This window comes from Glutamicibacter sp. AOP5-A2-18 (genome assembly GCF_052446055.1).
In the GTDB taxonomy this organism is placed as follows: domain Bacteria; phylum Actinomycetota; class Actinomycetes; order Actinomycetales; family Micrococcaceae; genus Glutamicibacter.
The window spans coordinates 2459783-2478865 of the sequence record NZ_JBQSVW010000001.1; the positions used below are offsets into that span (position 1 = coordinate 2459783).

Sequence of the window (19083 nt, forward strand, 5' to 3'; positions counted from 1 at the left end):
GTTCCGGACGGGAAATTTTCTGCTGAATTTAGCGCGAACGGTAGTTCGGAGCCTCAACGGTCATCATGATGTCGTGTGGGTGCGATTCCTTCAGACCTGCAGCAGTAATGCGAACAAACTTGCCGCGTGCCTTCAGCTCAGGAATGGTGCGACCGCCAACGTAGAACATGGTCTGGCGCAGGCCACCAACAAGCTGGTGGGTTACTGCGGACAGTGGGCCACGGTAAGGAACCTGGCCTTCGATGCCCTCAGGGATCAGCTTCTCGTTTGATGGTGCATCAGCCTGGAAGTAACGGTCCTTGGAGTACGAGGTGTTCTTGCCACGGGTTTCCATAGCACCCAGTGAACCCATGCCACGGTAAGCCTTGAACTGCTTGCCGCCCATGAATACTAGGTCACCTGGGGACTCTGCGGTACCAGCCAACAGCGAGCCGAGCATGACCGAGTCAGCGCCGGCAACCAGTGCCTTGCCGATATCGCCCGAGTGCTGCAGACCGCCGTCAGCGATCACTGGCACGCCAGCTGGGATCGCAGCCTTGGCAGCTTCGTAGATTGCGGTAACCTGCGGTACGCCAACACCGGCAACGATGCGGGTGGTGCAGATCGAACCTGGGCCCACGCCAACCTTGATGGCGTCTGCGCCGGCATCGATGATGGCCTTGGCACCTTCATAGGTAGCAGCCTGTCCACCGATCACATCTACGTGAGCCGCAGCAGGATCCTTCTTCAGGCGGGCAATCATTTCCAGCACGCCCTGGGAGTGACCGTTGGCGGTATCAACCACCAGTGCGTCAACGCCAGCGTCGATCAGCGTCATGGCACGCTCGTAGCCTTCACCGAAGAAACCAACGGCTGCAGCTACACGCAAGCGGCCTTCGTCATCCTTGGTGGCCAGTGGGTACTGCTCGGCCTTGTCGAAGTCCTTGACGGTGATCAAACCGGTCAGCTTGCCATCATCATCAATCAGCGGAAGCTTCTCGATACGGTTCTTGGAAAGCAGCTCGATAACCTTTTCAGGGGCTACGCCTTCCTGAGCGGTCACCAGTGGCATGCCGGTCATGACTTCGTAGACCTTGGTGGTCATGAACTGTTCGCGAGGAACAAAGCGGGTGTCGCGGTTGGTGATGATGCCCAGCACCTTACGGTTCTCATCAACTACTGGCAGACCGGAGACGCGGTACTGTGCGCACAGCTCATCCCATTCAGCCAAGGTGGCGCCCGGGTGCACGGTGACTGGGTCGGTGATCATGCCCGACTCGCTACGCTTTACCTGGTCAACCTGCTTGGCCTGGGCCTCAATGGAGAGGTTGCGGTGGATCACGCCGATGCCGCCCTGGCGTGCCAGTGCGATAGCCATTGGGGCTTCGGTGACGGTGTCCATTGCAGCGGAGCTGATTGGCACTGCAATGTTGATGCGCTTGGTGAAGCGAGTGGTGGTGTCAGCGTCCGAAGGGATTACATCCGTCGGGCCAGGCAACAGCAATACGTCGTCGTAGGTGAGTCCTTCAAAGGCAAAGGGGTTGAACTCAGTCACGTAGGAACCTTTCGGAGCGGATGCGGAGGTTGGTTAAATGGTAGAGCCCTTTTGGCGCTGGCGTTATTCCCGTACGGGACTCTGTGTCCAAGCTCATGCGTTAACAGGTCTCCGATAGGACTTATTACCAGCCGGTGACCTTGGTGAAGGCTTCAGCAAATTGGCGCTTGGCACTAACCACAAAAGTCTTGGATAGGTGTGAATCATCTAAGTACGTTGAAACATTACCGATCACAGCTTTGCAGACCCCATCAGGGCAGAGCAAGCCGGTCATATCTAATGAGACAACTTGCTCGCCATAATCATGCTTCGCCAAGAAATCTTGAACCGGATTGTCTTGGGCTAATGTCTCTGCGGCTGATCCGTCACAGGCTTCAGGGTGCTTGGCATGATTATCAACGCATTCGGCTATGGAGTAGGTGTAGCGCGGGGTATCGCGCATGGCGATGACCTTGCTGCCTACATTGAGGAATGGCTGGATAGCTTCGGCGTAGTGGTCCACCATGGTTTCCTGCTGCCCCGGCGTGCGGACATCATCGGCTGTGTCGGCCACGGTCTTGGTGGCCGTGGTCATCACCATTTTGGGTTTCAGATCAGCGACATACTTTTTGGCTGCATCTTGGAAGTCAGCGCATTCAGGTTCTGAGCGGTCAGCATCGGAGCCGTAGCGGCATCCGGGGTGGAAGACCAGTACCCAGCTTCCGCCGGATTCTTCAATTGCGGAAGCGGCGGCCTCGGACCAGTGCTGCATGTGCGAATCCCCCAGCAACACCACATCTGGAGAACCATCAAAGTTTCCACCCTGTTCGCAGAACATGATGCGCTCGTCGTTAGGGCTGTTGGACCCGGCGCAGGAGCTACCTGGAGACTGCCATTCATCTTCCAACTCGGTGGCCAAAGGCAACGTCAATGCGGCAGGTGAAGGATCCCAGTCCTCGGTTGCGGTGGCTCCAGGGTTATCGGCAACGCTTTGGGTGGCGGCGACGGCACTTCGGTGAGCCACATTGTTGGTCCACGCGGTCACCGAGAGGTTGACGATGCCCAGTCCAATGGCCACCACTGCCACCTGGCCGAGGACCTTGATACCTGTCTGCGGTACCCAGTGCGGGAAGCTGAAGTTGTTTTGCCAATTGACCGCCGGCTTCTCAACAAAGTTGGTGGTGACCCATGAAGCCGCGATGGCAGAAATGATCAGTACCGTTCCGTCAAGGAAGGAAGCGTGCTCCTTGCCGGTGGCTTCTAGGTAGAAGACCAGCATTGGCCAGTGCCAGAGGTACATGCCGTAGGACAGGTCGCCGAGCTTCACCAAGACCTTGGTGGACAAGACACCGGATGGGTTAGCCCAGTGGCGCCGGGCAGGGGCAGCGATAATCATCGCGGCGGCCAGAGTCGGGACCAAAGCCATGAAGCCCGGGAACTGACCTTGGACATCCAGCACAGCTCCGCTGCCGATGATGATGAGCATTCCTATCCAGCCAGCAACTCGGCGGATCTTCTCTGGCAGCGTGTTCAGCCAAGGCAAGGCCAGAGCGAGCAAGGAGCCCAGAGCGAATTCCCACAGGCGTGCGCCGGTATGGAAGTAGGCAACCTGCTGGTTGCTGGCGGTGATGTTGATGGAATACGCCAGAGAGCCAACGAAGATCAAACCGAAGAGCGTTCCGGCAACCCACGCGAAGTTGAAACGCTTGGAGAACAGCTTCCAGATCAGTGCACTGAAGGCCAAGACTATGGGCCAGAGAATGAAGATTTGTCCCTGAACGGATAAGGACCAGAAGTGCTGTAGCGGTGAGGCTGAGTCTGTGTTGAACGCGTAGTAATCGACCTGATGATTAGCCAGATACCAGTTCTGTTTGTAGAGCATCGAGGCTTTGGACTGATCGATGAGTTCCAGCCAACGGCTACTGGGCAAGATGATCCAGGCGGCAACGATAACACTGATGATCACCGTCGCAGCTTGCGGGATGAGTCTGGAGAAACGGTGCAGCCATCCAGTAATGAGTGGTGTGCGTTCGCCGCGCGAAATTCTGCGAGCGGTAGATGAGGTGAGGAAAAAAGCGGAGAGCATCAAGAAGATGTCGACTCCCCCGGAGACCTTGGAGAACCATATGTGATAGGACATCACCAGCAATACGGCTAAGGCTCGAAGACCCTGTAAGTCGACCCGGAAGTTTGCACCTTTTGTGCTTTTCCGGGGCTGTTTGAGGGCGGTAGTCACAAGCTATGCTTCCGTCGGGGACTCGGGCATGACTTCGGTGTTTGATCTTCTTGACACGTCAGACAACTATTGAGCCTATCAATCGACGCTGTGTTCCCCACACAGGTTGAAAGGCCCTTGAACGCTGATCACGGAATAAATGCAGAGCTTGTATTGAGCTGACTTGCGCAAGGTTAGCTGAGCGATGGAACCGTCAAATTCCCTGTGAACACGGCACTTTGACGTGTATCACTACTGATCAGTACAACCTACATCAAGAAAATGGCTGTCACTGAAACAGCTCGGACTGACAGAAACGTATCTTACTTAGCTCTACGTCTTCCAACAATTAGATACGTCAATGCCGCGGATGCCGTTGCTGCCGTTCCGGTCATGAACCAATTCATGGAATCGAGGCTAGATCTGCCAGCACCGCTGCCTTCATGACGGGATGCCCGTTCTTGGATGATCGCCACGGTGGCTAGTCGAGTAGCATCGTGAACGCCGTGCTTGTACATGGCGATCAGGGACACGCTAACGATCATTCCAGCGAAAGCAACGACATATATCTTGGGTCCGAGTGAAATGGCGTCGACAAACCAGATGCCGACAATAATCGAAATGCCACTTAAAAGTCCCGAAATCGCACCTGAAGAACCGGAAAAATCTGAAGTCATGTGCTCGTTTGTCGCTAAGTATTCTTCAATTCCATCTGCCACATCTGCTTGCCCCAACGAACGAAGCTCTTCGTTCACCATGCGTCTTTGCTTTGTGGTCAGCCTTTTCAGCCAATGAATGCGCATTCTTCTTCGCCTTCTTCCTGTTAGTTGAACTCGAAACTGATAAAAACGGTAGCGAGCTCCAAATCAATACGTATGTTCTCATTGCTAGAACAGCAAAAAGAAGCCGCCGCCGGAACAAGTAAGAACTTGATCCGACGGCGGCTTCAAAGCCTAGTCAATGACTTAGTGGCTGTGTGCGTCTTCCTCAACCTCGGTGGCCTTCTCGGCTACCAGGGTTTCGGTGGTCAGCACGAGTGCTGCGATCGATGCTGCGTTACGCAGTGCCGAACGGGTGACCTTGACTGGGTCAATGACACCTGCGTTGATCAGGTTCTCGTAAACGCCAGTCTTGGCGTTGAAGCCCTCATTAGCTGGAGACTCTGCCACCTTGGAAACAACTACTGAACCGTCGAAGCCGGCATTGGTAGCGATCCAGAACATTGGCTGAACCAGTGCACGGCGCACGATGGCCACACCAGCTGCAACGTCACCTTCAAGGCCAACAATGGAGCTATCGGTGTCAAGAGCAGTCAGAGCGTCAACCAAGGCGGTACCGCCACCGGCAACGATGCCTTCTTCAAGGGCGGCACGGGTAGAGGACACTGCGTCCTCGATGCGGTGCTTGCGTTCCTTGAGCTCAACCTCGGTGGATGCGCCCACCTTGATGACGCCGATGCCGCCAGCCAACTTGGCCAGACGCTCGGAAAGCTTTTCGCGGTCCCACTCCGAATCGGTGCGGTTCAGCTCAGCCTTCAGCTGGGCTACACGCTCAGCAACATCTTCATCGGTTCCGGCACCATCAACGATGGTGGTGGAATCCTTGGTGATGGTCACGCGGCGTGCGGAACCAAGAACCTCGGTGCCTACCTGATCTAGGGACAAGCCCAGTTCTGGGGAGACAACCTGGGAACCAGTAAGGATAGCCAGGTCCTGCATCATTGCCTTGCGGCGGTCGCCGAAGCCTGGAGCCTTGACGGCTACCACGTTCAGCAGGCCACGCAGCTTGTTGACCACCAGGGTGGAAAGGGCTTCGCCCTCAACGTCCTCGGCGATGATCAGCAGTGGCTTCTTGGTTTCCAAAACCTTTTCCAGCAGTGGCAGGAATTCAGCCACGGTGGAGATCTTGGCAGGGTTGATCAAGATCAGGGCGTCTTCCAGAACAACTTCCTGACGCTCCTGATCGGTGATGAACTGTGGCGAGAGGTAGCCCTTGTCGAACTGCATACCCTCGGTCACTACCAATTCGGTAGCGGTGGTGGAGGACTCTTCAATGGTGATGACACCATCGGTGCCAACAGTCTTGAAAGCCTCAGCAAGCAGTTCGCCGATTTCATCGGACTGAGCGGAGATGGAAGCAACGTTGGCAACCTTATCCGCTACCTCTACTGCGTTAGCAGCCAGTGCCTGCGAAACAACCTCGGTGGCCAGCTCGATGCCCTTACGGACATCACCTGGTGCAGCACCTGCAGCTACGTTCTTCAGGCCTTCCTTAACCAGTGCCTGAGCGAGCACGGTGGCGGTGGTGGTACCGTCGCCTGCTACGTCATTGGTCTTGGTGGCTACTTCCTTGGCCAGCTGTGCGCCAAGGTTTTCATATGGATCTTCAAGATCGATCTCACGCGCAATGGTGACACCGTCATTGGTGATGGTCGGGGCGCCCCAGGTCTTGGCAAGCACCACGTTACGACCGCGTGGGCCGAGGGTAACCTTCACCGTGTTCGCGAGCTTATCAATGCCCGCTTCGAGTGCGCGTCGCGCTTCCTCGTTGAATGCTAGCTGCTTAGCCATGCATTTTCTCCTGAAACTTATAAGAGGGTGGCGTTACTTTACGACAACTGCCAGTACGTCGCGAGCCGAGAGTACGAGGTACTCTTCGTTGCCGACCTTGACCTCGGTTCCGCCGTACTTCGAGTACAGAACTACGTCGCCTTCAGCAACGTCTACAGGAACGCGGTTACCCTTGTCGTCAATGCGGCCTGGGCCTACTGCAACAACGGTGCCTTCCTGTGGCTTTTCCTTAGCGGAATCAGGGATAACAAGGCCCGAAGCGGTGGTGGTTACGGCTTCGACCTGCTTGATGACAATGCGGTCTTCGAGCGGCTTGATGGAGACAGACATGGTCTCTCCTTTTCGTGTATGAACCAATGGTGGTAGGGGTGCGCCCTATGGCATTGGACCAACCGTCGTCGCGGTGCCAGTTGGTGGTATCCAGTCAGGCGGTGGCCCTACACGCATATTTATGTGTGTAGAACTTCCAACACTGACTTTAGGACGTGCTTTAGCACTCGGTCAAGGCGAGTGCTAACGAATGCCCTTAGTTCGTCACACCGGTTCGCGTAGAGCGCACAGCGGCCGACTCTTCGATATCCTCCGGGGCGCTCAGATCCATCTGTTCAAGGGTGACCATCTTTGACTTAGTGACCAACCGGTGCCCCAGCCACAGCCCGAGGAATAGTGGCAGACCAATGTAGGCGGACAGTACTTCCAGACCATGACCAGCTAGTACCGCCTGATAGTTCTGACCAACAATGACAGCAATGAGCATTAAGAACGCCACGATGGGACCTAGCGGGAACAGCGGGGCTCGGTAGGGCAAATCTTTGACATCAAAGCCTTGGGCTAGGTAACCGCGACGGAAACGGTAATGGGAGACGGCAATACCCACCCAGACAATAAATCCGCAGAGTCCCGAGACGTTCAGTAACCAGGTGTATGCGGCACCCTGACCAACCAGTGCGGTGAGGAATCCAAACAGGCCCACTGCTGCCGTGGCCAGCAGGGCCACGATGGGAACGCCACGGGAGTTGGTGCGCCCAAAGATCTTGGGTGCTTTCCCGTCATGAGCCATGGAGTAAAGCATGCGCGTAGATGCGTAGAGACCGGAGTTACCCGCGGAGAGAATCGCTGTAAGAATCACTGCGTTCATTGCTGCCGCAGCAAAGGCAATGCCTGCGCGTTCAAAGACCAAGGTAAATGGTGACGACGCTACATCGGCTTCCCCGCTGGCCAACAGGCTGGGGTCAGCGAAAGGTATGAGGCAACCGATGATGAAGATGGCACCGATGTAGAAGAGCATGATGCGCCAGAACACCCTGCGGATTGCTTTGGGAACTTCTCGGCGGGGGTCCTTAGCTTCACCGGCAGCAACACCCACCAGCTCGGTGCCTTGGAAAGAGAAACCGGCAATCATGAATACGGAAAGAATGGACAGCCAACCACCATGGAAGACTTCTTTGCCTTCCCTCCAGTTGGCCAGTGGGTCACTTTGCGTTCCGAGTACTCCGAAGATCATCAACACGCCAGCAGCCAAGAAAGCCACCACGGTGGCAACTTTGATCATGGCCAACCAGAACTCACCTTCGCCGAAAGCTTTGGCCGAGAGCGCGTTTAGTGCTGTTAGCGCCACGAGGAATACTGCAGCCCAAATCCAGCCCGGAACATCGGGCAACCAGAAGCTCATGACGATGCCGGCGGCTACAAGTTCAGCAGCAACGGTGATGGCCCAGTTGAACCAGTAGTTCCAGCCAATGGCGAAGCCGAACGAGGGTGAAACAAATCGGGTAGCGAAGGTTTGAAAGGAACCAGCCACCGGGAGCTTGGCAGTCATCTCCCCCAGTGATTGCATCAACAGGTAGACCATCAGGCCGACTGCCGCATAGGCCACCAAAGCGCCGCCAGGTCCAGCCTCCGCGATGGTTCCACCCGAGGCGACAAACAAGCCGGTACCGATAGACCCACCGACGGCAATCATCTGTAGGTGGCGACTACTCATGCCGCGCTTGAGTTGGTTTTGAGCCAGTGGCGGAGGGTCGTTCAGGTCCCCGACACTTGTTGGCAATTGATTGCTCGACGTCGTTGTCGTTCGCTGCATAGATTTCTTCACAGGTGCCATGGAACACCAAACCATGACCGAATGCGACCTGAGTCACTTCAGTTTCCCTCAACGCATTTCGCCTTTACCGCGCAACACGAGCAATCTGGCTTCGCAGCTGCGCAACTCGAACGACAGACTGTAAATCAGCCAAAGCTCTACCCGCCAAAAACATTTGAAGGATCCCGCAAAGCATTACGCTTTCTAAACAAATGGCATTCCATGAAACAGCATCGCTTAACCAGCAATGAATCACGCTTCACAGTTTGAACCCAAATGCCCTGACTCCGATCTCTCCCGAGGCATGGGCAGCACCCGATTGCACCGACCTTCAAGACCATCAAAAGAATCTGAATATGACGCCGTAGTGTCACATAGGTCACATCACCCAACTGGCGGCAACAAGCTTCTAGACAAGACAAGCAAACTATCAACGCTAGGCTTGAGACATGGCTCAGGCTTCTAACGACTCAACGCTCAACGAACAATTCGCCGCTCTGCTTTCTGCAGAAGGCTGGCAATTGCTTTCCACCATTGATCCATCCATGGTCTCTTCCAAGGATGCAGCGTGGACTCTGAATGAAAAGCTGCGCAAGGACGGGCACGCACCAGAAGTGGTTCGTGCGGTCATTGTGTCAAGCCCCGTGTTTGATGGAGAGTTTTCTACTTGGAATTCATCGGCTCACCCACGAGCTACGCAGCCCGTGGCATCGTGCTGAGATGATCGGCTCGGAACGCGGCGGGAGTCGCCCCACCAAGTGCTCCGTGGGGCCGGTACGTGTTGAACCAGTGCACCCACTGCGCCGTGGCGATCTCGACATCATCAATACCTTTCCAGGGACCCTTGTTCCGGATGAGTTCGGCCTTATAGAGTGAATTCAGCGCTTCAGCGAGGGCGTTATCGTATGAATCTCCTTTCGACCCGACAGACGCGACTGCGTCTTGCTCAGCCAGGGCCTCGCCATAGCGAATCGCTCGATACTGGACCCCGCGGTCCGAGTGATGCACCAGCCCAGACAGGTCGTGACCAGCACGTTTACGCTGATAGATCCCCATCTGCAAAGCGTCAAGAGCCAACTCGGTATGCAACGACCTCGAGACCTGCCAGCCGACGATCTCGCGATTGAACACGTCGGTGACGAACGCGACGTAGACCCACCCTGTGAACGTGTGCACATAGGTGATATCGGCCACCCACAGCCGGTCAGGAGCGAAGGCTTCGAAGTGCCGATCGACGAGATCGGCCGGGCAGTTCTCCCGCGGTGCTGACCTCGTAGTGTTCGGTGCCTTGGCCCTCTTGATCCCGTGTAGATCGAGGTCTCTCATCAGGCGCTCGATCGTGCAACGGGCCACATGCCCGCGACCATGCGAGTCAGGTTCGCGGTTGAGCACGATATGCATCTTCCTGGCTCCGAACGCATCGTAATTCTTCCCGTGCACAGTGCTGATCTCTTCTTTCAATACCTCGTCACGTTTCTGTCGAGCCGAGGCTGGTCGATGTTTGCGGGCATAGTAGGTACTCGGAGCGATCTTCACGCCGGCAGCACGCAGCGTGGCACAGATCGGCTCGACTCCGAGTTCGTCCTTGTGCTCGTCGATATACGAGCAGACTACTTCGAGGGGCGGTCGAGCTCCGCCGCGAAAAAAGCCGAGGCCGACTTCAGGATTTGGTTGGCCCGGCGCAGTTCCCGATTCTCCTTCTCGAGGTCCTTGATGCGCTGGGCTTCAGCGGTGGTAGTGCCGGGGCGGTCGCCGGCATCGACCTGGTCCTGATTGACCCAGGACCGCAGTGTTTCTGGGTTCACACCGAGTTGGTCGCCGATCCGGCGGAAGACGCCGCGGCGGGCACCAGGGTCAGCTTCGAGGGCGTCGAGGACCATGCGGACTGCTCGTTCGCGTAGCTCGAGGGGGTACTTCTTTTGGGGCATGACAGGGAAGTCCTTTCCGTGGCTTCACTGTCTCCATTATTCCCGGGGCGAATCATTGCCCAGTCCGAGCTTCGTTACAAAGCACGCGTAAAGTTTGGCCCTTTTGCTGACTCGTTGATTTTCACTCCGGCCGGTCTGGAACAGGCCACCCGCCTGACCATCGCCGGGCTGCATGCCCAACGCTTCACCAAGGCTGGCGCAACCCACGTGGCTGACCTCGGCTGCGGTATTGGTACTGACTCGATTGCACTGGCAAGTGCCGGACTGCAGGTCACCGCGGTAGAAAAAGATGAAACCACTGCGGCTGCAACCACTCTGAACCTGATGCCATTTGAGAATGCCAAGGTTGTGCACGGTGGAGCTGAGGAAACAGACCTGACTGGAATTGACGGAGTCTGGCTAGATCCTGCCCGACGCACCGATGTTGCCGGCAGCACTCGCCGACTCTTTGATCCAGAGGCCTTCTCCCCTCCCCTGTCCTTTGTTGAGAAACTGGTTGATTCCGGACTAGACGTTGGCGTGAAGCTTGGCCCAGGCCTGCCCCACGATGCAATTCCTGCGAATGCAGAATCCGTATGGATTTCTGATCACGGATCAGTCATTGAAGCGTGCCTCTGGTTTGGCAAACTCAAGCGTGAAAACGTGGTTCGCGCTGCTTTGGTCATCGATAAGGATGGCGCTCATGAATTGACCAGCCCCGTAGCGGACAAAGATGACAAGTTAGCTGAAGTTGGTGAACTGGCTGCGCATATCTATGAACCCGATGGCGCGGTGATCCGTTCGCATCTGATTTCAAAGCTTTTGGAAAGCACCGGAGGGCATCTGCTTGATGAGCACATTGCCTACTTCACGCATGAAGAAAAGATCTCCACCCCATTTGCTCGTGGCTACGAAGTCCTAGCGGTCCACGACTACAACGTTAAGAAACTGCGCAGTTGGGTCAAGGCCAACGGCATTGGCACCTTGGACATCAAAAAGCGTGGAGTTGATGCAACTCCTGAAGAGCTACGCAAGATTCTGCTGGCCGGTGCACCTAAGGGCGCGAAGAACCGGGCAACGCTGATGCTGGCACGTATTGGAGATAAGCGTGTAGCTTTCGAAGTATCACCTCACTAATCTGAGGTGATGCACCTCCCATCGGTTCACTATCCCAACCGATGAGTTGCAATATATAGAATGGGTATGGAGAAACAACGATCTTCGGTGAATCTCCTGTCCTGTTTGTTCGGCTCCGGAGTGATCCGCCCGAGTAGTCATCACAAGGAGCACCGTGCAGAAAATCGAGTTCGCCAAATCCGCCCAATCCACCATTGGTGTTGAATGGGAAATTGCTCTAGTCGATCGTGAAGACGCGGACTTGTGCTCGGTAGCTGAAGATGTCCTTGACCAGCTCAAGAAAGATGCTGGTCTGAGCCATGAAGATGAGCACCCAACGGTCAAGCCAGAGTTGCTGATGAATACTGTTGAGGTCGTCACCGGTGTGCACAAGACTGTGGCCAATGCCGCTGAGGAACTTCGCACCAACGTGCGAATGCTCAATGACGTTGCCGGAGACCACGGAGTAGATCTGTACTGCGCAGGCTCCCACCCGTTCGCAGCACCAACTTTGCAGCCGGTCACCGACAAAGACCGCTACGCCAAGCTGATTGACCGCACCCAGTGGTGGGGCCGCCAAATGGTGATCTACGGTGTACACGTTCACGTTGGTCTGGATAGCCGAGACAAGGCCTTGCCCATCACCGATGGCTTGATCAATTACCAGCCACATTTCCAGGCACTGAGTGCTTCCAGCCCATACTGGGGTGGAGAAGACACCGGCTACGCCTCCCAGCGTTCACTGATGTTCCAGCAGCTTCCGGCCGCCGGCATCCCTTTCCACTTCAATTCATGGTCTGAATACGAAGCACATATCGCAGACATGCTGCATACCGGCGTGATTGATGATGTCTCAGAAATCCGCTGGGACGTACGCCCGGTGCCTCGCTTTGGCACCGTTGAAATGCGAATCTGTGACGGCTTGAGCTCACTCGATGACATTGCGGCAATTACCGCTTTGACCCAGTGCCTGGTTCACGACATGTCAATGTCAATTGAAGCTGGCTACAAGATCCCAATCATGCCTGCCTGGTTCCGCGTTGAGAATAAGTGGCGCGCAGCCCGCTATGGTTTGGACGCCATCATCATCCTGAACGCGCAGGGTGATGAGATGCTGGTGACTGACCACTTGCGCGCAGAAGTAAAGCGTCTTGCTCCCGTGGCCGAACAGCTGGGTTGTTCAGAGGAACTTCAAGGCATCATTCGCCTCATCGAGACCGGCGCCGAGTACCAGCGTCAGCGTAAGGTCTTTGCCGCTTCCGGTGGGGATTTCAAGGCTGTTGTGCGCGACAACGTTGCACGAATGAAGTCGGTCTAGACCTAAAAACGATTCTTCAAGACAAAGAGCGGCTGGATTTTTCCAGCCGCTCTTTGCGTATTCATTAGCTAACGCGGATTTAACCGCTGGAGGTTTCCAGTTCACCGATGCAAAGGTGCCCAATGCGCCTATTGCCGACCTTCCAGCAGCTGGAAGCGAGCTGTGACTACCTACCATTCATCCCCAACGCCATTTAGTTTTCTCTACAAAAGACGCCCGAAAATATCTCGTGCCTGTTCCCCGTCAGCGACTCATTTGAGAGCGGCGTTGGGTAACCAAGGCGTCTCTTTCACTGCACAGGATTCCGGTACGTGCATTAGTCGCCTGTCGCCGTCGTTATTTCGTGTACTTGAGACGAATCTCGGCTCTCGCCTCATCAGCGCTCATCTGACCAAGTAGCACTTTTTCGCCGCAGTCTAGGGCTTCCTGATTCGGATAATGCTCCCAAGTTGCTGGCTCTTCTCAACCAGAGCGCGGGAACGCGCAACATCCACGTCTCGACCATTGATTTCAATGCGATGATCAGTCTTCACAAAAACACCTTTCCTCCACCAGTAATTTTACCAAAATCACCATCGCCAGACCCCGGTAATGCCGCATGCCAATATGCTCGCGAAAAACCTGTCCAATAATCCATTTCATGGTTATACTGGGTTTCGATTACCGTTCACGAACACTGAAAGGCACAATCATGGTGAAAAAACCACTTGCAAGGCTAGCTGTCTCGGTAGCCACTCTAGCGCTCGCTGCAGGAGGGCTGACTGCCGTAGCCCTGCCCGCTCAGGCAGGCTATTCTTACCTCTATCCCACCGATTACCAGACTTATAGTGCATGCAATACCAAACGTCTGACCATGAATTCTTCATGGACCAGGGCTAGCCAGTGCTTCATCTTTTATGACACCGACCGAAACGGCAATCGCGTCGGCCCCAACGTATGGAAGTTTTCCGTCACCGTTCGATAGACGCCTCAACATCCAATGAACGTTAGACAGCACTCCAGCCGTGGAACCGCCAGACAGTTGTCAGGCGCGCTAAGGCAGTAGCAGTTCTCCGGACCCGAAATCGTAGTTGCGGAATTTGTACGGTTCCTTGCCGGTGAGGGTGAAATGACCTTTTAGCAGGGCCCAGCAATTGCTAGAAGTACTAGGCTCGGCTAGCAACCTCTAGAACCCGTCCAATGGTGACCAGCGGAATCCGCGAACGTGAGTTGGCCCCCACTTGAGTATCGCTAATGCGGAAGAGCCCGAGGGTGGTGCCTGATCATTGATCAGGCACCACCCTCGGGCTCTTATTCTGTATGTCAACGCTTAGTCTCGGAAGCGAAGTTCCACTTGTTCTGAGAACCTAAGTAACAGTTTGGCTAGTTCAGAAACATCCTGTGAATCCCACTCTGCGAACAAGTTCCAGTACTCAGTACGCGTACTGCTCTTGATCTCTCTGAAGCGGCTGAGTGCAAACTCGGTGGGACTGACTAGATACACGCGTGCATCATGTTCAGAACGTTCCACCTCAATGAGCTCCCACTGCTTCAGGTCTTTGAGCTGACGAGAAACCACCGACTTATCCATATGGCATTCGGTGACTATCTCTGAGATCGTCAGTTCTTGATCCGGCCGGCGCAACGAGTGCAAAAGCACGGCTCGCAACACCGAGAATCCTGCACCTCGTAGTTCCGGATGGAACAATCTCGCATTCTTGGCCATGCGCCCCTTGAACGCAGGAGCAAGTCTGGCAAAGGCTGCTTCGATGTCATCTAGCGCAACCGCGTTAACTTCGCTCACGGTTATGCACCAGGTGTCTGGTCAGCAGCACCGACAGCTTGTGGCTGGGATGCGGGAGCGCCAGAATCTGACTTGATCGTTGCAGCTGGTTCCGGGCTTGTGGCCTGAGCAGCATGACGTCCCTGCATCCGGCTCGTAGCCTGGCGGTCAGCACGGGCCTGCTTTTGCAGTTCCTGCTGAGCACGCTCAGTGTCATCCACGCGCTCCCCCAAAATGTTCAGACGCTTGTCGTAGGACTTCAACGCGTTGACCGCGTGACCTACCTGGTCCTCAATTTCAGAATGCGCGGTACGCGCACGTTCAAGAGCGGACTGAAGTTCTTCCACCATGGCCCCAACACGTGCGGACTCATGATGAGCATCAGTCTCTGCAGCTTCAAGACGCTGGGCAATACTAAGCTCTGGTTCTGGCTGTACAGCTGAGCGTTCACCACGGTTGCGCATTACCTGTTCAACCAGATCACGCTCATCCATCCGACGGGCCACTTGCATCTGCTTACGCGCTTCAGCCAGTTCCTCCTCGGGGGGCAGCGTTATCGCACCGGTAGCGATGAGTTCTTCGTAACCGCGGCCGCCACGTTCGGCTGGCTCAAGAGCGGCAAGTTCTCCGCCAAGCTCTTCCTCGATCTGCTCGGAAGCAGTCTTCTTGGACAGTGGCTTATTAGGCAGGAAGATTGCGCAGATCAGGGTGACGATTGCCAGTGGGACAACCAGAAGGAACAAGAAAGCAATGGACTGGCCGTAGGCGCTTTCCACTACGGTGCGCACTGGTTCACAGAGGTCGTTGACGGCTGGAACGGTGCCGCTGGTCAGGGACTTCAAGCTATCTGCACAGTCAGGGTGATCAACCAGCATCTGTGGAGCACCGGCAGCCTTGTTGATCTCTTCAAGAATCTTGTCCATGCCGGACTTCATCTTGTCGGATACCTGGGTACCAAGCACGGTTCCAAGAACAGAAACACCGATGGTGCCGCCGAGGCTACGGAAGAAGGCAATGGCGCCGGAACCGGAACCAATCATGCGTGGAGGCAGTGAGTTCTGGGTAACCAGTACGAGGTTCTGCATAAGCACACCGGAACCAAGACCAAGCAAGAACATGCCAAGATCAACAAACCACAATGGAGTGTCGTAGTCGATACGCGACATCAGGTAAAGACCAACGGTCAGTACTACGCCGCCGCCTACTACGTACTTCTTCCAGTAACCGGTACGGGAGATCAACTGACCTACAACAATGGCACCAAACATGGAGCCAAGAACCATTGGCAAAGTCTGCAGACCGGAGTGGGTTGGGGTGAAGCCGCGTGAGAGCTGCAAGTACTGGCTGAGGAACACAGCGGTACCAAACATGGTCACACCAACGGCAATCGATGCAACGGAAGACAGCGCAAAGGTGCGCTGTGCAAACAGACGCAACGGGATGATTGGTTCCTTGATGCGCAGTTCCCAGAAAACGGTGGCAAGAATCAATACGGCTGCTGCGGAGACCATGATGATGCTCTCCGTGGAATCCCAAGCGAATCCACCTGAGTCTGCAGTCTTGCCGCCCAAGCTGATCCAGATCAGCAAGAGGCTGATGCCGCTAATGATCAGTGCAGCGCCGAGGAAGTCGAATTTGGTCTCGCGCTTGACCTGGTTGATGTGCAGGGTTCCCTGGATCAACAAGAATGCAACAACAGCAAATGGCACACAAACGTAGAAGCACCATTCCCAGCCCCAGCTATCGGCGATAACGCCACCAAGCAGTGGGCCACCAATCTGTCCGACGGCCATGACGGCACCCATGATGCCCATGTACTTACCGCGTTCACGAGGCGAGATGATGTCAGCCATAACCACCTGAACCAGCGCCATCAGGCCACCGGTACCGATGGACTGAATCAGACGCCAGCCGATAAGCCACTTCATAGCGCCTTCGTGCGAGTCGCCACCGATTTGGCTGGAGAAGCCGGCTGCAACGGTACCAACAACGAAGATGATCAAGCCGATTTGTAGCAGCAGCTTGCGGTTGAAGATATCGGAGAGCTTGCCCCAGATTGGGGTGGTCACTGTCATGGACAGGAAGGCCGCAACCAGTACCCAGGTGTACTCGGTGTTAGTACCGCGAAGATCCGCAACGATTTCTGGCATTGGTGTTGCCACCACGGTGGACGAAACCAGAACGGTAAAGATGGCGGCCATGAGGCCGGAGATGGAAAGCATGACCTGAGCGGGCTTCATCGGTGCCGATGATTTCACGCTCGGTTCTAGAGGTGGTGCAGAAGTTGACATTACTCAACTATCTAAAAAAGGTTGAGAACTGTCAACCTATTTATTTGAGTTCCCAGAGGGTCTAGATTTACATTGCAAGACTATACTTCAGCATGATTCAGGGGTTATGCCTCACAACCAACCCCGTTACTGACCAGTAAGTATGTTGGCTTTGTTGGCAAGATCACAGCGATCCTGACTGTCCTGATTCAACAGTTTGTTGGAGCTAGGATCGTGGGCGCCGCACACCCCTAGGACACACGGGTCTTCGCTTCAAGCATGATGTGAGCCCACGCTTCGGTACTTTCGTTGAACAGCACAGTAGTTGCTTTTGCGCCATGGATAAGCGTGCGGTCAGGTTGTTGATGACTACTTCATCAGTTCTCGTAGTAATGCGACCCAAAGCTAAATGGGCCTTCTCTGGAAGTTACGATGTCCTCATGCATGAAGCTTCATATCGCATTGCCCGCGTCCATCCCAAAGACGCAAAAGACTCACCAATTCCAGAGCAATTCTTTGTGCGAAACGACGCGAAGGACTATGACTCCCCCGAAGGTCAAAAGTGGACGGTCATCGATTCGCCCTTCCCGACATCACGAGCAAACCAAAACAGCGCTTCACGCGACGGTTGGGAAATCAACGATGTCGTCTCACAAGACCACTTTGATCTACTTGCCCCCTGCGCCCCGACCAACGTCTTTGGCGTGGCCCATAACACCGGTGCACCAGGCCGCGCCATTCCACCGCAGTCATTCCACAAGGCTGCCAGTTCAGTCATCGGACCGAATCAAGCAATTGAGCTGATGAGCTCCGATACTCGCGTTGAGCCTGAAGCCGAACTGACGATTGTCATTGGAAAACCAGCGAAGAATCTAACGCTTGAAAATGCTCGCGAAGTTGTTCTTGGCGTAACTATCGGCAATGACGTCACGGACCGTGATGCTCAGAAGGCTGATGAACTATGGATCAGTGCCAAGAGCCCAGATACGTTCACTCCACTGGGTCCATGGATTGTTGTTGGGCTAGAGGACCAAGACCTAGAAATAGGAATCGTACACAACGGCGAAGCACTAGAAACCTCGACTACGCAGAACCTCGGTTGGGGTGTTGAGGAGATCTTGGTTTATCACAGTGAATTCCTGACCCTACAGCCTGGTGATGTCATCTTGACGGGCTTCCCCGCCACGAGCCGACGGATCGCAGCTGGCGATGAAGTCACCTGCAAAATTCAGGGAATTGGCGAACTGACAAATCCGGTCATTGCGGTCTAAGAAATCCGTCTAAAGCCGTGCCTCAATGGCCAATCATGGAGTCGCGCTCAATGAGCGGCATATCAATTTCGTGTTCAACGGGTTCCAACTTCCCATCGAGAAGTAGCCCAACAGCCAGCGCTCCCATTTCTTCATACGGAAGACGGATTGAGCTCAGCTGCGGGCGCAGATAAGTAGAGATGATCTCATCATCAAAGGAAAGTACAGAGAGGTCCGTTCCCGGTGCCAGGCCCTTTTCGGCGAGCGCTTGAAAGACACCCATGGCCACACGGTCGTTGGCGCAGATAATGGCGTCTGGCTTATGGCCCTCGGCCAGCATTCGCGTGGTGGCCTCGTACCCATCCGTGGGGTTCCAGTCTTCCAGTACCCAGTGGCCAAGAACCTCTAGTTCTGATTCCACCAAGGCCTGACGCATGGATCCGAAACGTCGAGTGATGCTGGGATAGATCCGTGGATTTTTTTCGGCGTTTTTCAGTTCACCGATAACGGCAACGCTTTGAGCGCCGGATTCAATCACGCGCTGAACTGCTTTGGCGCCGGACTCCCTCTCATTGGGAAGCACCGAGGTACAAGGGCTCTCGTCTATTCCGTTTACCAGAACGGTGGGAAGTTCAGTCTGAGGAATCTTCAGATCACGTTGACGAGAATCCATGAATCCAAGAATTAGTCCGTCAACGTCTCGGTGAGTCATCTGCGTTATGGCTTCAGCCATTTGCTCGGGCTTGCCAAAGGTCTCGGCAATGAGCACAGTGTGGTCGCGGCTTTCGGCCTCACGCAGGATGCCCGTGATCATTTCTGAGGCGAAGCGGGTGACGGTAACTTGATCAGAAATAAATCCCAGCGTGCGCGTCTTGCCGCTTCGCAGAGATTGCGCGGCAGCGTTAGGGCGGTAGCCCAGCTCCTTCGCGACAGCACGGACCCGTTCGGTGGCTTCAGCTGACAGTCGTGTTCCTGGTTTTTTGTTTAGGATCATGCTGACTGCAGCCTTGGACATCCCCGAGGCTTCTGCCACGTCAGCTAGTGTTACCCGCTTTGCTTTGTGCGTTTCCACGTTTCCT

The 19083-nt window shown here is 55.2% G+C and carries 15 protein-coding genes and 1 other annotated feature; of the genes, 5 read left to right on the top strand and 10 right to left on the bottom strand.

The genetic code is table 11. The features are described from left to right. Positions 1 to 28: 28 nt before the first annotated feature. The 6 genes from guaB to ACT3RW_RS11835 all read right to left on the bottom strand — a co-directional run bounded on the left by guaB (position 29) and on the right by ACT3RW_RS11835 (position 8402). Positions 29 to 1534 carry an IMP dehydrogenase gene (guaB, locus tag ACT3RW_RS11810; protein ID WP_444613888.1) on the bottom strand — a complete coding sequence of 502 codons (1506 nt, stop codon included), beginning with the start codon at positions 1532 to 1534 and terminating at the stop codon, positions 29 to 31. Positions 1535 to 1658: 124 nt separating this feature from the next. Continuing rightward, entirely contained in the window at positions 1659 to 3749 is a 2091-nt protein-coding gene (locus ACT3RW_RS11815) for an acyltransferase family protein (protein WP_444613889.1), read from the bottom strand. 302 nt (positions 3750 to 4051) lie between these two features. Further along, on the bottom strand, positions 4052 to 4531 hold the full coding sequence (locus ACT3RW_RS11820; RefSeq protein WP_444613890.1) for a hypothetical protein: 480 nt from the start codon (positions 4529 to 4531) through the stop codon (positions 4052 to 4054). A 162-nt stretch (positions 4532 to 4693) separates the two neighbouring features. Beyond that, on the bottom strand, positions 4694 to 6298 hold the full coding sequence (gene groL, locus ACT3RW_RS11825) for a chaperonin GroEL (protein WP_262199650.1): 1605 nt from the start codon (positions 6296 to 6298) through the stop codon (positions 4694 to 4696). 33 nt (positions 6299 to 6331) lie between these two features. Further along, a complete protein-coding gene (gene groES, locus ACT3RW_RS11830; protein ID WP_022874060.1) occupies positions 6332 to 6628 on the bottom strand; it encodes a co-chaperone GroES in 297 nt (98 codons plus the stop codon). Between the two features lie 196 nt (positions 6629 to 6824). Next, complete coding sequence (locus tag ACT3RW_RS11835; protein WP_444613891.1) at positions 6825 to 8402, bottom strand: amino acid permease; 1578 nt, start codon at positions 8400 to 8402, stop codon at positions 6825 to 6827. Positions 8403 to 8830: 428 nt separating this feature from the next. Here ACT3RW_RS11835 and ACT3RW_RS11840 point away from each other — a divergent pair, with 428 nt between their 5' ends. Continuing rightward, on the top strand, positions 8831 to 9100 hold the full coding sequence (locus ACT3RW_RS11840) for a hypothetical protein (protein ID WP_444613892.1): 270 nt from the start codon (positions 8831 to 8833) through the stop codon (positions 9098 to 9100). Here ACT3RW_RS11840 and ACT3RW_RS11845 read toward each other — a convergent pair. Then, a protein-coding gene (locus tag ACT3RW_RS11845; RefSeq protein ID WP_373270471.1) for an IS3 family transposase occupies positions 9075 to 10309 on the bottom strand; the annotation gives its coding sequence in 2 pieces (ribosomal slippage) (positions 9075 to 10024 and positions 10024 to 10309; 1236 coding nt in all). The two genes, ACT3RW_RS11840 and ACT3RW_RS11845, sit on opposite strands and share 26 nt — an antisense overlap. Continuing rightward, positions 9903 to 10031, bottom strand: a sequence feature (AL1L pseudoknot). Its footprint overlaps the gene before it by 129 nt. A gap of 18 nt (positions 10310 to 10327) precedes the next feature. Between ACT3RW_RS11845 and ACT3RW_RS11850 the strand changes: the two genes are divergently transcribed. From ACT3RW_RS11850 to ACT3RW_RS11860, 3 genes are all read left to right on the top strand, one after another. Continuing rightward, on the top strand, positions 10328 to 11425 hold the full coding sequence (locus ACT3RW_RS11850; protein WP_444613893.1) for a THUMP-like domain-containing protein: 1098 nt from the start codon (positions 10328 to 10330) through the stop codon (positions 11423 to 11425). Positions 11426 to 11579: 154 nt separating this feature from the next. Next, positions 11580 to 12722, top strand: a complete 1143-nt coding sequence (locus tag ACT3RW_RS11855; RefSeq protein ID WP_444613894.1) for a glutamate--cysteine ligase — start codon at positions 11580 to 11582, stop codon at positions 12720 to 12722. A 691-nt stretch (positions 12723 to 13413) separates the two neighbouring features. Further along, positions 13414 to 13686: a hypothetical protein gene (locus ACT3RW_RS11860; protein ID WP_444613895.1), complete on the top strand. Its 273-nt coding sequence runs from the start codon at positions 13414 to 13416 to the stop codon at positions 13684 to 13686. 345 nt (positions 13687 to 14031) lie between these two features. On the opposite strand, the gene ACT3RW_RS11865 is transcribed toward ACT3RW_RS11860, so the two are convergent. Both ACT3RW_RS11865 and ACT3RW_RS11870 read right to left on the bottom strand, forming a co-directional pair. Next, positions 14032 to 14505, bottom strand: a complete 474-nt coding sequence (locus tag ACT3RW_RS11865) for a MarR family winged helix-turn-helix transcriptional regulator (protein WP_444613896.1) — start codon at positions 14503 to 14505, stop codon at positions 14032 to 14034. A gap of 2 nt (positions 14506 to 14507) precedes the next feature. Next, complete coding sequence (locus ACT3RW_RS11870) at positions 14508 to 16742, bottom strand: MFS transporter (protein ID WP_444613897.1); 2235 nt, start codon at positions 16740 to 16742, stop codon at positions 14508 to 14510. Between the two features lie 377 nt (positions 16743 to 17119). Here ACT3RW_RS11870 and ACT3RW_RS11875 point away from each other — a divergent pair, with 377 nt between their 5' ends. Further along, positions 17120 to 18025, top strand: a complete 906-nt coding sequence (locus ACT3RW_RS11875; RefSeq protein WP_444613898.1) for a fumarylacetoacetate hydrolase family protein — start codon at positions 17120 to 17122, stop codon at positions 18023 to 18025. Positions 18026 to 18047: 22 nt separating this feature from the next. Here ACT3RW_RS11875 and ACT3RW_RS11880 read toward each other — a convergent pair whose 3' ends face one another. Then, entirely contained in the window at positions 18048 to 19076 is a 1029-nt protein-coding gene (locus ACT3RW_RS11880; RefSeq protein ID WP_444613899.1) for a LacI family DNA-binding transcriptional regulator, read from the bottom strand. Between the last annotated feature and the right edge of the window lie 7 nt (positions 19077 to 19083).